At 66.6% G+C, this 13,340-nt stretch carries 10 protein-coding genes and 1 pseudogene; 2 read left to right on the plus strand and 9 right to left on the minus strand.

Translation table 11 applies throughout. The features are described 5' to 3' along the window. Positions 1-72: 72 nt before the first annotated feature. A complete protein-coding gene (locus M9978_RS01605) occupies positions 73-510 on the minus strand; it encodes a hypothetical protein (RefSeq protein WP_254291100.1) in 438 nt (145 codons plus the stop codon). A 41-nt stretch (positions 511-551) separates the two neighbouring features. Then, entirely contained in the window at positions 552-1,751 is a 1,200-nt protein-coding gene (locus M9978_RS01610) for an FAD-dependent oxidoreductase (protein ID WP_254291101.1), read from the minus strand. Between the two features lie 48 nt (positions 1,752-1,799). Between M9978_RS01610 and M9978_RS01615 the strand changes: the two genes are divergently transcribed. Beyond that, positions 1,800-3,572: a cation:proton antiporter domain-containing protein gene (locus M9978_RS01615; RefSeq protein WP_254291102.1), complete on the plus strand. Its 1,773-nt coding sequence runs from the start codon at positions 1,800-1,802 to the stop codon at positions 3,570-3,572. Here the strand turns inward: M9978_RS01615 and M9978_RS01620 are convergent. The 5 genes and pseudogenes from M9978_RS01620 to M9978_RS01640 form a co-directional block, all read right to left on the minus strand. Then, a complete protein-coding gene (locus M9978_RS01620) occupies positions 3,569-5,377 on the minus strand; it encodes a DUF885 domain-containing protein (RefSeq protein ID WP_254291103.1) in 1,809 nt (602 codons plus the stop codon). The genes M9978_RS01615 and M9978_RS01620 overlap by 4 nt on opposite strands. Positions 5,378-5,392: 15 nt before the next feature. Then, a complete protein-coding gene (locus M9978_RS01625; RefSeq protein WP_254291104.1) occupies positions 5,393-5,716 on the minus strand; it encodes a hypothetical protein in 324 nt (107 codons plus the stop codon). A 25-nt stretch (positions 5,717-5,741) separates the two neighbouring features. Beyond that, complete coding sequence (gene alaS, locus M9978_RS01630) at positions 5,742-8,402, minus strand: alanine--tRNA ligase (RefSeq protein ID WP_254291105.1); 2,661 nt, start codon at positions 8,400-8,402, stop codon at positions 5,742-5,744. Continuing rightward, entirely contained in the window at positions 8,399-8,773 is a 375-nt protein-coding gene (locus tag M9978_RS01635) for a hypothetical protein (protein WP_254291106.1), read from the minus strand. The genes alaS and M9978_RS01635 overlap by 4 nt, the downstream gene beginning before the upstream one ends. Further along, positions 8,770-10,040, minus strand: a pseudogene (locus tag M9978_RS01640) (M24 family metallopeptidase). Before M9978_RS01640 ends, M9978_RS01635 begins: the two are co-directional and overlap by 4 nt. A gap of 70 nt (positions 10,041-10,110) precedes the next feature. On the opposite strand from M9978_RS01640, the gene M9978_RS01645 reads away from it, so the two are divergent. Beyond that, positions 10,111-11,448, plus strand: coding sequence for a dicarboxylate/amino acid:cation symporter (locus M9978_RS01645; RefSeq protein ID WP_254291107.1), 1,338 nt, complete (start codon positions 10,111-10,113; stop codon positions 11,446-11,448). On the opposite strand, the gene M9978_RS01650 is transcribed toward M9978_RS01645, so the two are convergent. Together M9978_RS01650 and recA are read right to left on the minus strand one after the other, a co-directional pair. Then, positions 11,445-12,086 (minus strand): glutathione S-transferase family protein, encoded by a 642-nt coding sequence (locus M9978_RS01650; RefSeq protein WP_254291108.1) that lies wholly within the window; start codon positions 12,084-12,086, stop codon positions 11,445-11,447. The genes M9978_RS01645 and M9978_RS01650 overlap by 4 nt on opposite strands. 161 nt (positions 12,087-12,247) lie before the next feature. Continuing rightward, positions 12,248-13,327 carry a recombinase RecA gene (gene recA / locus M9978_RS01655; RefSeq protein WP_302053738.1) on the minus strand — a complete coding sequence of 360 codons (1,080 nt, stop codon included), beginning with the start codon at positions 13,325-13,327 and terminating at the stop codon, positions 12,248-12,250. Between the last annotated feature and the right edge of the window lie 13 nt (positions 13,328-13,340).

Consider the following 13,340-nt stretch of genomic DNA (forward strand, 5'->3'; position numbering starts at 1 on the left):
CTGTTCGAACAAATGATAAAAAAGGCCGCGATCCATCCTGGATCGTGGCCTTTTTAGTTACTGGTATCGGCGCTAATCGAACACCTTGACCAGTTCGTCCCGAGCGCTTGGTTTATCGGCCAAGCTCCGGCGCACAGCGGCTGCGCGCAACGCCTGAAAGTAAAGCGCGGCCGCGGTGAACCAGATCGCAAAGGGCCAGCCATGTGGTTCGGGCACCTCGGTGCCGACTGCGGCAGCCAATAGAAACAACGCGCTCAACAATAGCGACGCCAATGCCAACAGGGCGTTCACCCAACCTCTTCCGAACAGCGGCAACATCGTCGCACCGCCTCGATATCGCCACAGATGTATTGCGGCGAATGCGAGCGGCACAGCGAACCAGCCGATCGCAATCGCAATCTCGGAAAGCGGCGCATCGCTGGCAACCAGCGCATCGCTTGGCTCCACCCCCATCATCGCTTCCCGGATCAGCACAGCTGGAATAGCCGCTAGCGGCAAAATGATGCTCATCGACCATAAGAACCAAGGCCGCGACCAGAATGCCATCGGCCTCAAGGATTTGCCTCCGGCGAGCGGATATGTTCGCGCCGCACACCGAGTCCGACGACCCGCGCGGGGATGCGCCGGAGCAGCGCAAAGCGATCGAGCAATCGTACGGCCAGCGGCGCTCGCATCGAACGATTGCCCAGCGCCGCGCCGATCACGTTGCGGTGGACCATCCGCTGCATGCCCTGGATCATCCGCACCGGGAGCATCCGGCGTTCCTGCACCTGTACCAGCCAGCGGTCCGGGCTTTCGCCGCGCAGCATCGGCTCGCACAAGATGTTGGCGGCCGCGACCGCGTCCTGGATCGCGAGGTTGATGCCAACGCCGCCGACCGGCGACATCGCATGCGCCGCGTCGCCGATCGCCAGCAGCCCGGGCCGGAACCACCGCGTCAGCCGGTCGAGCGAGACGGTGAGCAGTTTGACGTCGTCCCAGCCCGCGATCGCCTCGACGCCCGCCGCCATCACCGGCGCGGTCGCGGCAACGTCGGCGCGGAACGCCTCGATCCCTTTCGCGCGGATCGCGTCGGCGGCGCCCTTGGCGATCACACGCGCGCCCTGAAAATAGTCACCCCGGTCGATCGCCACGACCATCTCGCCGCCCGCGATATAACCCTGCGTGTCGTTCGCCTCGGTCCGCGCCTTGGGCACGCGGAACCAGAACACGTCGATCGGTGCGCCCAGATCCTCCAGCGGCAAGCCCGCCGCCTTTCGTAACACCGACCCGCGCCCGTCGGCCGCGATCACCAGCTGCGCCGTGACCGTCGAGCCGTCGGCCAGCCGCACGCCCGTCACGCGGCCGTCCGTCTCGACGATATCGATGGCTTCGGCGTTCATCCGCAATTCGAACGCCGGATAGCGCCTTGCGGCCTGCGCGACGAAGTCGAGGAATTCCCATTGCGGCATCATCGCGATGAACCGGCCGCGGCCCGGCAGGTGGCTGAAATCGGCCACCCGCCACGCCCGTCCGCCGACCACCGCCTCGATGTCGGGCACCTTGTCGTGCGGCCGTTCGAGCAGCGCGTCGAGCATGCCCAGTTCGTCGAAGAGGTTTAGCGTCGAGGGGTGGACGGTATCGCCGCGGAAATCGCGCAGGAAATCGCCATGCTTCTCCACCACCACCGTCCGCAGCCCGGCGCGGGCGAACAACAGTCCCGCCATCATCCCTGCAGGGCCGCCACCGGCGACAATAATGTCGTAGTCCATGGCGCTTCCCCCATGACAAATCGTTTCGCGGCCCGTTACAACTAGGTCATGGCCCTAGACCTGACAAATAGCGGTTTCAGCGACGCACTGGTGATCCTTGGCGCCGCGGGGCTGGTGATCCCGGCGTTCGCGCGCTTCCGCATCAGTCCGGTGATCGGTTTCATCCTGGTCGGCGCGCTGGTCGGCCCGGCCGGACTCGGCCAGCTCGTCGACCGCATGCCCTGGCTCTATTACCTGACCATCACCGATCCGCATTCGATCGAACCGTTCGCCGAATTCGGCATCATTTTGCTGCTGTTCTCGATCGGGCTGGAGCTGTCGTTCCGGCGATTATGGTCGATGCGCGGGCTGGTGTTCGGGGTCGGCGCGGCGGAGTTGTTCGCCGCCGCCCTGCTGATCGGCGGCGCGCTGTTCGCGCTTGGGCAGGCTTGGACCGGCGCGCTGGGGCTGGGCCTCGCGCTCGCCCTCTCCTCCACCGCGCTGGTGCTGCCGATCGCGGGTACGACCAGTCCGGTCGGCAAATCGGCCTTCGCGATGCTGTTGTTCGAAGATCTGGCGCTGGTGCCGATCGTGTTCCTGCTCGGCGCGCTCGCCCCGGCGGCGGCCGACGCGGGCTGGCGCGAGCTTGCCGGCACGCTCGGCCGCGGCGGCATCGTCGTCGCGATCCTGTTCATCGGCGGCCGTTTCATCCTGCCGCGCATGTTCGGCCAGGCCGCGCGCACCAAATCGCCCGAGCTGTTCCTTGCCGCCAGCCTGCTCGTCGTGATCGTCGCCAGCATGGCCACAACCGCGGTCGGCCTGTCACCGATCGTCGGCGCGCTGCTCGCCGGCCTGCTGATCGCCGAGACCGAATATCACAGCGAGGTCGAGGTGATCACCGCGCCGTTCAAGGGGCTAGCGCTCGGCGTGTTCCTGATCACCGTCGGCATGCGCCTCGACCTGCGCATGGTGATGCAGGATTGGGCACTGCTGCTCGCCGCGATCCTCGGCGTGATGGCGATCAAGGTCGGCGTGACGATCGGTCTGCTCAAGCTGTCGGGTGCGCGCGCGGGCACTGCCGCGGAAGCCGGCATCCTGATGGCCAGCCCGTCGGAAACCACGCTGATCGTACTCGGCGTCGCGGCGACGGCGGGACTGATCCTCCCCTCGGACGCCGCCTTCTGGACCACCGTCACCGCGATCGGCCTGACGATCACGCCCTTGCTCGCGGAAGCGGGCAAGTTCATCTCGCGCCGGCTGGAGGACCGCGATCACGACCATGCGATGGCGATCCCGTCGGAGGTCGCAATCGGCGGTACGGTCATCATCGGCTTCGGCCGCGTCGGCCGCACCGTCGCCGACATGCTGACCGCGCACGGCAAGACCTATATCGCGGTCGATGCCGATATCGACGGCGTCGCGGCGGCGCGGCGCGAAGGCTATACGGTGATGTTCGGCGACGTTTCGCGCAGCGAACTGGTCGACCGGCTCAACCTTGGCCATGCCGACGCGCTGATCCTGACGATGGACGATCCGGTGCTGACCGTGCGGCTGACTCGCCGCGTGCGCAGCTGGGTGCCGGGCATCCCGATCATTGCCCGCGCCCGCGACGCGGCGCACGCCGCCGAACTCTACAAGGCCGGCGCGACCGACGCCGTGCCCGAAACGCTCGAAAGCTCGCTGCAGCTATCGGAAGCGGTGCTCGTCGATCTCGGCGTCGCGGTCGGCCCGGTCATCGCCTCGATCCACGAAAAGCGCGACGAAATGCGCCAGTCGATCAAGGAAGCCGCCAGCCTCGACCGCGAACCCCGCATCCGCCGGGTGCGCAAGGCCGAGACTTAAGCCCGTCCCCTCACCACCCGCTCGAGCACCGACAGCGGCATCGCGCCCTTGCGCAGCACCTCGTGGAATTTGCGCGGGTCCCAGTTCGCGCCGGCCTTCGCCTTCGCCTCGTCGCGCAGCTTCACCCAGACGGTGTGCCCGATCTTGTAGCTGCACGCCTGCCCCGGCCACACCGTATAGCGGTCGATCTCGCCCTGGCTGCGCCCGCGCGCGATGCCGGTGGTGGCGATGAAATAGTCGGTCGCCTTTTCTCGGCTCCAGCGCTTGGCGTGCAGCCCGCTGTCGACCACCAGCCGCGTCGCGCGGAACAGCAGCGACTGGAGATAGCCGACCTGCCCCAGCGGATCGCCCTCGAACATCCCCATCTCGTCCGCCAGCTGCTCGGTATAGAGCGCCCAGCCCTCGCTATAGGCACTGAACCCGCCGCGCCGCCGGATCAGCGGAATGTCCTGCGATTCGAGCGCGAGCATGATCTGCAGATGATGTCCCGGCACCGCCTCGTGATGCGTCAGCGTGGCGAGACCGAATTTGGGCCGGTCGAACGTATCGCGCAGGTTGATGTAATAGATTCCTGGCCGCGAGCCATCGAGCGTCGCCGCCTGATAATAACCGCCCGGCGACCCCGCCTGAATCGCCGGCGGCACGCGCCGCACCTCGACCGGCGCCTTGGGCAGCGTGCCGAACTGCTCGGGCAGGCGCTTCTCCATCGCGCGGATCTGCTTGTTGAGCTCGGCCAGCAGCGCCTCGCGGCCCGGATCGGTGTTGGGAAACAACTGGTCGGGCCGCTCGTTGAGCGCCACCAGCCGCGCGCCGACGCTGCCCTGGCTCATCCCCTGCGCCTTGAGAATCGCGTCGATCCGCCCGCTGATCTCCGCGACCTGCTCTAGACCCAGCCGGTGAATCTCGTCCCCGCTCAGCTTCACGGTCGTCGCCGCTTCCGCCGCCGCTGCGTAATAGGCCTCCCCATCGGGAAGCCGCCACACACCCGCGTCATGCCCAGCTTTGGCCCGCAATTGCGTCACCAGCGCCCGCTGACGATCCAGTGCGGGATAGATCTTGGTTTCAACAAGCGTCGCCGCCGCCCCCGCAAGCTCGATCGGCAATCCCGCACTCTTGAGCTTGGTGGCAAAGCCAGTGACCAGCGCAGCATCGCCCGCCGGTTTGTCGCGCAATGCGGAATACTGCTTCAGCGCCGTGTCGAGAATGTAGTCCGGCGCAAACACGCCCTTGGCCGCATCGCCGCGCTGCCGCTCGGTCTCCTGATCGAGCACCGTCGCGAACGCACCCAGCCGCGCGAGATAGGCGTCGGCATCCGCCGCATCCTTCACGCGATGCTGCGTGTCGAGGAAGTCGGGTACGTCCTGATAGGCGCCGCTCAGCTGGCTCAGCCGATACGGCACGAACCGCCCGCCATTGTCGCCGTAGGAAAACCGCTTGCGCCCGGCGATGCTCCGCTCGAGCTCATAGACGATCACGTCCTGATCGAGCCGCGCATCCTGGCTCAATGTCGCTGGTGCGAACGCCCGAACCGCGGCAAGCTCGCGCCCGGACCGCGCCAGTTCGCGCGCATCATCCGCCGCGCTGCGCCCCGACAGCCGCGATTTCAGCCCCGCATTCTTGCCGGTATCGAGGCCGAGCTGGGTCGCGCCTTCAGGGTCGCTGGCCAGCCGGTCCGCAAAGATGCGGTCCAACAACGCGCGCAGCTTGGCGTCATTCGATCCCGGTCTGGCCTGAATCGCCCAGGCGGGCAATGGACCGGCGAGCGCCCCCGCCCCCACCGTTGCAACGAAGGTGCGGCGGCGCATCGGTCGATCTCCCGGTTATTTGTCGAGTGGCGGAACGCGGCTGACGCAACCGGCCAGCGCCGCCGCGGTCGCGCCATCGCCGGCACGCAGCTTCGGTTGAAGCGCGGCGGAGTCACGCTCGACTTCGGCATCCACCGCCTTGGCCGGCTTACCCGCCGCGCGGCCCGCATCAGCCGTCGCCATGCCCCAATAGATGACATGGTCGAACAGCTGCGATTCCTGCGGCGTGCCCTTGCCCAGCACCAGCGCGGCATGAGTCAGCGCGGCGCAACGCAGCGCTTCGGGATAAGGCGGCAATTTCCCCTGCGCACTCACGCCGGGGGCCACGAACAGGGCCATCGCCGCAGCGACAGCCATAAAACGGTCAGGCAGCTTCTTTCTCCTCGGCGAGTGCGCCCTTTACGGCTTCGATCGCGGCGGCGGCGTTTCCGCCGTCCGGGCCGCCACCCTGCGCCATATCCGGCCGCCCGCCGCCGCCTTGCCCGCCCAGCGCGGCAACGCCACGCTTGACCAGTTCGACGGCATTCAGGCTTCCGGTCAGGTCGTCGGTGACGCCAACCGCAATCGCTGCACGCCCCTCATTTACCGCCACAAAAGCTACCACAGCTGAACCAACGCGCGCCTTGGCCTCGTCCACCGCGCCGCGCAGCGCCTTGGGATCGAGCCCGTCTAGGATCTGGCCGACGAAATTCACGCCGCCGACCTGCTCGGGTCCGGCGGGCGCCGCCGCGCCACCGCCGCCGCCCAGCGCCAGCGCTTTTTTCGCCTCGGCCAGTTCCTTCTCTAGCTTGCGGCGTTCCTCCACCAGCGCCAGCACCCGCGCCGGCACCTCGTCGGGTGACGCCTTGAGCGCCGCCGCCGCCTCGCGCAATCTGTCGTCGCGGCCCTGCAGCCACAGCCGCGCGGCTTCGCCGGTCAGCGCCTCGATCCGGCGAACACCGCTCGACACCGCGCTTTCGCTCACGATCTTGAAGATCGCGATGTCGCCCAGCGCGTTGACATGTGTGCCGCCGCACAGCTCGACCGAATAGCTGTTCTGCGTTGCCCGGCCCATCGAAAGCACGCGGACCTCGTCGCCATATTTCTCGCCGAACAGCGCCATCGCGCCGGCCGCGATCGCATCGTCCGGGGTCATCAGCCGCGTGCCGACCGAGTCATTCTCGCGGATATGCCGGTTCACATCGGCCTCGATCGCAGCGATGTCCTCCGCACTCAGCGCCGAAGGATGCGAGAAGTCGAAGCGCAGCCGGTCGGGCGCGACCAGACTGCCCTTCTGCGTCACATGGCCGCCCAGCCGCTCGCGCAGCGCCGCGTGCAGCAAGTGCGTGGCGCTGTGATTGGCGCGCACCTGATCGCGGCGGACGGTGTCGATGCTCAACCGCGCCGTATCGCCGACCGCGATCTCGCCGCTTTCGATCGTCGCATGATGCGCGTGCAGCCGGCCGAGCGGCTTGGAGGTATCACTGACCACCGCGCGAGCCTTGTCGCTGACGATCAGCCCGGCATCACCCATCTGGCCGCCGCTCTCGCCGTAAAAGGGCGTCTGGTTGGTCAGCAGGATGACCTCGTCGCCCTGCCCGGCCTTGTCGACGCGCGCGCCGTCCTTGACGATGGCGACGATATGCCCTTCGCCCTCGCTCGTGGAATAGCCGGTGAACTCGGTTCCGCCGAGTTCCTCGGCAATATCGAACCAGACATCATCCGAAGCCTTGGCGCCCGATCCCTTCCACGCGGCGCGTGCGGCCGCCTTTTGCTGCGCCATCGCCGCGTCGAAGCCCGCGCGGTCCACCGCCATGCCCTGCGGGCGCAGCGCGTCCTCGGTCAGGTCATAGGGGAAGCCGAATGTGTCGTAGAGCTTGAACGCGGTCTCGCCGGGGAGCGTGTCGCCCTCGCCCATATCCGCCGTCGCCTCGTCGAGCAGCTTGAGGCCGTTGGCGAGAGTCTGGCGGAAACGCGTCTCCTCCTGCAGCAGCGTCGCCTCGATCAGCGGCTGCGCACGCACCAGTTCGGGATAGGCCGCGCCCATCTCCGCGACCAGCGACGGCACCATGCGGTGCATCAGCGGTTCCTTGGCGCCAAGGATATGCGCGTGGCGCATCGCTCGGCGCATGATCCGGCGAAGCACATAGCCGCGGCCCTCATTGGCCGGCAGCACCCCGTCCGCGACCAGAAAGCCCGAGGTGCGGATATGATCGGCGATGACGCGGTGGCTCGCCTGATTGTCGCCGCTCGTCGCCGCGCCGGTCAGCGCGCCGCTCTCGGCGATCAGCGCCTTGAACGTGTCGGTATCGTAATTGTCGGTCACGCCCTGCAGCACCGCCGCGACGCGCTCGAGCCCCATGCCGGTGTCGATGCTCGGCTTGGGCAGGTCGCTGACGATGACGTCGTTTTCCTGCAAATGCTGCATGAAGACGAGGTTCCAGATCTCGACGAAGCGATCGCCATCCTCTTCCGAGCTTCCGGGAGGGCCGCCCCAGATGTGATCGCCATGATCATAGAAGATTTCCGAACACGGCCCGCACGGCCCATCCGGACCCATCGCCCAGAAATTGTCCTTGGTCGGGATGCGGATGATGCGTTCTTCGGGCAGGCCCGCAATCTTCTTCCACAGGTCGAACGCCTGATCGTCGGTGTGATAGACGGTCGCGGTCAGCTTGTCCGGCGACAGGCCCCATTCCTTGGTCAGCAGCGTCCACGCATGCGTGATCGCCTGCTCCTTGAAATAGTCGCCAAACGAGAAATTGCCGAGCATTTCGAAGAAGGTGTGGTGCCGCGCGGTATAGCCGACATTGTCGAGATCATTGTGCTTGCCGCCCGCGCGAACGCATTTCTGCGACGATGCCGCGGTCTTGTAGGGGCGCGTTTCGAGGCCGGTGAACACGTTCTTGAACGGCACCATGCCCGCATTGACGAACATCAGCGTCGGATCGTTGTGCGGCACCAGCGGCGCGGACTGCACGCGCGCATGTCCCTGGCCTTCGAAATAGTCGAGGAAGCTGCGGCGGATATCGTTGGTCGAAGTCATGACCGCGACTTAGGGGCGAGCGGGCGTTCGCTCAAGCAAAACGGTTCGATCAGGGTGATTGCATCCATCCGGCGTCCTGCTTCGCCGTTGCAATGTTGGAATTCGTCTGGTTGCATCCCTGCGCCTGGAAATGGCCGCCCTTTGATCTCCTCCGTCGTCAGCTTCGTCGCGTCGATATCGCGCCGGTGTCGCGGGCCGTCGCGTAGCTGTCGTGCGGGCGTCGCGTGGCTGTCGTGCGGGCGTCGCGTGGCTGTCGCGCAGATGTCGCTTCGCCGTCGCGCCGGCCGCGCGCGCGCCTCCATGGCCGCCTGACAACCCGCGATTTGTGTCAACTTCGTCAAGCGGTCGTCAACCTGACCGGTTACGGTCATCCGATCGGCGCTTCGAGCGATCCGGGCGGCTCACTGAACCATTTCGGCCCGGCTTCGGTCATGTGGAAACAATCCTCCAGCCGCACGCCGAACTTGCCCGGCAGATACAGCCCCGGCTCATTGGAAAAGCACATGCCCGGCCCTAGTTTCGTTGTCTCGCCGCGGACCAGGTTGATCGGCTCGTGTCCATCCATGCCGATGCCATGGCCGGTTCGATGCGACAGGCCGGGCAGCCTGTAGTCCGGCCCGTAGCCCAGCGTCGCATACCAGCCGCGCACCGCGTCATCGACGCTCCCCGCCGCCGCGCCCAACGTTGCCGCGGCAAAGGCGCGCTGCTGACCCTCACGGACATGGTTCCAAACGCGGCGCTGCCCGGCGCTCGGCTCGCCATGGACGAAGGTGCGGCTGATATCGCTCTCATAGCCATGCACCACCGCACCACAGTCCATCAGCACCACAGTCCATCAGCACCACCTCGCCCTTCGCCACTTTCTGCGGCTTGCCGGTGCCATGCGGATAGGCCGATGCTTCGCCGAGCAGGATCAGGTTGAACGCCACCTGCCCGCCCAGCGCGCGGGTCGCGGCGCTCATCAGCGCGGCGATGTCCTGCGGCGTCATCCCCGCCTCGATTCGCGGCCAGGTCCAGCGATAGGTGGCCATCGTCACGTCCGCCGCCTTCTGCATCAGCGCGATCTCGGCTGGAGTCTTGATCATGCGGCAGCCACGCACCACCGGATTGGCCGAGACCAGCTTCGCGCCGGGGAGCGCCTTCGCCAGCCCATCGACCGCGAAGTGCCGCACCGTCTCCTCGATCCCGATCGGACGGCCCGCCAGTTTCTTCTCGCGCAACCAGCCCGCGACCAGTGCGAACGGGCTCTCATGCTCCTGCCACACCCGCACCTCCGCCGGGATGCTGAGCGATTCGCGAACCGACGGCTCCTCGAAGAACGGCGTGACGATCAGCGGCTCGCCCTCGGCGGGAATCACCGCCGCGGTCAGCCGTTCGCTCCGGCCCCAGCGCACCGCGGTGAAATAGAGCAGGCTCGCCCCCGGCTCGATCAGCACCGCGCCGATGCCGTTCGCCCGCATCAGCGCCTGCGCACGCGCCAGCCGATCGCGGCGCTCGGCCGCGCCGATCGGCACCGCATCGCCGGTGATCGGCTTGAGTGCAGAAAAGGTCCGGCTCTGCGGCGCGCAGCACCCCGGCATGGGCCGCCAGTGGCGACAGAGCGGCGGCGGCGATCAGCGATCTGCGGGAAAACCTCATGGTCGCAAGCGATACGGCCCTTGACCCGCGGCCCGCAATCCCCTGTCTAGTCGCATCAAAGGGGAGCGCGATGGCCAAGAAACTGACGACCTTCATCCTGATCGCGCTGGTGGCGGGCGCGATCGTCGGCCTCGCGCTCCATTTCGGTGTCCGCAACAGCTATGGCGCCGACGCGGCCGGCGCCGAAGCGCAGCTCAAGACGATCGCCGGCTATTTCTCGATCATCACCACGATCTTCCTGCGGCTGATCAAGATGATCATCGCGCCGCTGGTGTTCGCGACCCTTGTCGCGGGCATCGCCCATATGGGCGACACCGCGGCACTGGGCCGTGTCGGTGGCCGCGCGGTCGGCTGGTTCATCTGCGCCAGCCTGGTTTCGCTCACGCTCGGGCTGATCCTCGTCAATCTGTTCCAGCCCGGCGTCGGCCTCAACTTCGCGCTGCCCCCGGCCGATGCGGCGAGCGGGGTCGAGAAAGCGGCGTTCAACCTGAAGGACTTCTTCACCCACGTCTTCCCCGCCTCGGGCATCGAGGCGATGGCGAAGAACGAGATCCTGCAGATCGTGATCTTCTCGCTGTTCATCGGCGTCGCGATCACCGCGGTCGGCGAAAAGGCCAAGCCGCTGGTCAGCGCGATCGAGGCGCTCGTGCATGTGATGCTTCAGGTCACCAACTACGTCATGCGCTTCGCCCCGGTCGCGGTGTTCGCGGCGGTGGCAGGCACGCTGGCCGAGCGCGGGCCGGCGATCATCGGCAACCTCGCTTACTTCATGGGCACCTTCTACCTCGGCATGCTGATCCTGTGGGCGCTGCTGATCGGCGTCTGCTTCCTGATCGTCGGCAAGCGCACCACCTTGCTCGTCCGCTACATCCGCGATCCGCTGCTGCTCGCCTTCTCGACCGCCTCGTCCGAAGCCGCCTATCCGCGCACACTCGAGGCGCTCGACCGCTTTGGCGTGCCGCCGCGCATCGCCAGTTTCGTGCTGCCGCTGGGGTACAGCTTCAACCTCGACGGCTCGATGATCTACATGACCTTCGCGACCATCTTCATCGCGCAGGCCTACGGCATCGACCTGACATTGGGGCAGGAAATCACGATGCTGCTGGTGCTGATGATTACCAGCAAGGGCATCGCCGGGGTGCCGCGCGCCAGCCTGGTGGTGATCGCGGCGACGCTCGGTTTCTTCGATATTCCCGAGGCGGGGCTCCTGCTGATTCTCGGCATCGACCATTTCCTCGACATGGGCCGCTCGGCGACCAACGTCGTCGGCAATGCGGTGGCGAGCGCGGTGGTGGCGAAATGGGAGGGCGGGCGGCTCGACCCGATCGAGCCGCCCGAGATCGAGCCGCCGCATGCGCCGACCGGCGGTGGGCCGGCGGTGGACGAGCAGAGCTTCACCAAATTCTAGGCATAAGCGTAGGGACCACCGGCCTGAAGCGCGGCCTGATAGGCCGGACGGGCATGGATCCTGGTCAGCCACGCAATGGTGGCCGGGCGTGACGAGTCGAGACCGGCGCGGCTGCGCGCGGCTTCGAGCGGGAAGCTCATCATCACGTCGGCGGCGGTGAAGACGTCGCCGGCGAACCAGTCATGCGCGGCCAAATGCGCCTCGACATAGTCGAGATGGACGTCGATCATCGGCTGGATCTTCTTCTGCGCGGTCTTTCCGAGCAAAGGCACGCGGCCGAGGACGAGCTTCACCAGCAAGGGCGGCATCAGCGAGCCTTCGGCATAGTGAAGGAAGTGGCGGTAGCGGAGGACCGCGTCGCGGTGCGCCGGCGGGCCGAGCTTTCCATCGGCCTTTTCGACGAGATATTCGATGATCGCGCCGGTCTCTGCGACGGTGCGGCCCTGCCCGCCATCGGCCTCGTCATCCTCGATCACCGGCGACTTGCCGAGCGGGTGGACGGCGCGCAGTTCGGGCGGGGCTAGCATCGTCGCCTTGTTCCGCTCGTAGCGCTTGATCGCATAGGGCAGCGCCAACTCTTCGAGCAGCCAGAGTACGCGTTGCGAGCGGGAGTTTTCGAGGTGATGGACGGTGATCATCGGGCGCGTCCTCAGTCAAAAGTGGCGAACATCGTCCACAAGCGTGACGGCGAATGCGCCAAATGGAAAGACCCGGCGTGGACACGCCGGGTCTTCCAATGGGAGACTAGTCCCGTGACCGCCGCCGGTCCGCTGGACACGGTGCGGCCCAAAATCGAATGTCAGCCCTCGTCGTCGTCGTCCTCGGCGTCCGGGCCGGCCATCATCTCTTCGGCGACCTTGTCGGTGCGCGTGCGAATCGCCTTTTCGAGGCGGTCGCAGAGTTCGGGGTTTTCCTTGAGGAAAGTCTTGGCGTTCTCGCGGCCCTGGCCGATGCGGACGCTGTCATAGCTGAACCATGCGCCCGATTTCTCGACCAGCCCGGCCTTGACGCCGATGTCGAGGATTTCGCCGATCTTCGAGATGCCCTCGCCATACATGATGTCGAACTCGACCTGCTTGAACGGCGGGGCGACCTTGTTCTTGACGACCTTCACGCGAGTCGAGTTGCCGATGATGTCGTCGCGGTCCTTGATCTGGCCGGTGCGGCGGATGTCGAGACGGACCGAGGCGTAGAATTTGAGCGCGTTGCCGCCGGTCGTGGTCTCCGGATTGCCGTACATCACGCCGATCTTCATGCGCAGCTGGTTGATGAAGATCACCATGCAGCGCGAACGGCTGATCGAGCCGGTCAGCTTGCGCAGCGACTGCGACATCAGGCGCGCCTGCAAGCCGACATGGCTGTCGCCCATCTCGCCCTCGATCTCCGCGCGGGGCACCAGCGCCGCGACCGAATCGACCACCAGCACGTCGATCGCGTTCGAGCGCACCAAAGTATCGACGATCTCGAGCGCCTGCTCGCCGGTGTCGGGCTGTGACACGATCAGTTCGTCGATGTTGACGCCGAGCTTCTTGGCATAGACCGGGTCGAGCGCATGCTCGGCATCGACGAACGCCGCGGTGCCGCCACCGCGCTGCGCCTCGGCGATGACGTGCAGCGCCAGCGTGGTCTTGCCCGAGCTTTCCGGGCCATACACCTCGATCACGCGGCCGCGCGGCAGACCGCCGACGCCGAGCGCGATGTCGAGCCCGAGCGAACCGGTCGAGATCGCCTCGACCTGCATCGTCTCCTTCGAGCCCAGCCGCATCGCCGAACCCTTGCCGAAGGCGCGGTCGATCTGCGCCAATGCGGCGTCGAGCGCCTTCTGTTTATCCGAAGAAATCGCCATGTTTCCGTCGATCACCTTGAGGGAAGCTGCCATTCGAAGTCTCCGT

The organism is Sphingomonas tagetis (assembly GCF_024211275.1).
In the GTDB taxonomy this organism is placed as follows: Bacteria; Pseudomonadota; Alphaproteobacteria; order Sphingomonadales; family Sphingomonadaceae; genus Sphingomonas; species Sphingomonas tagetis.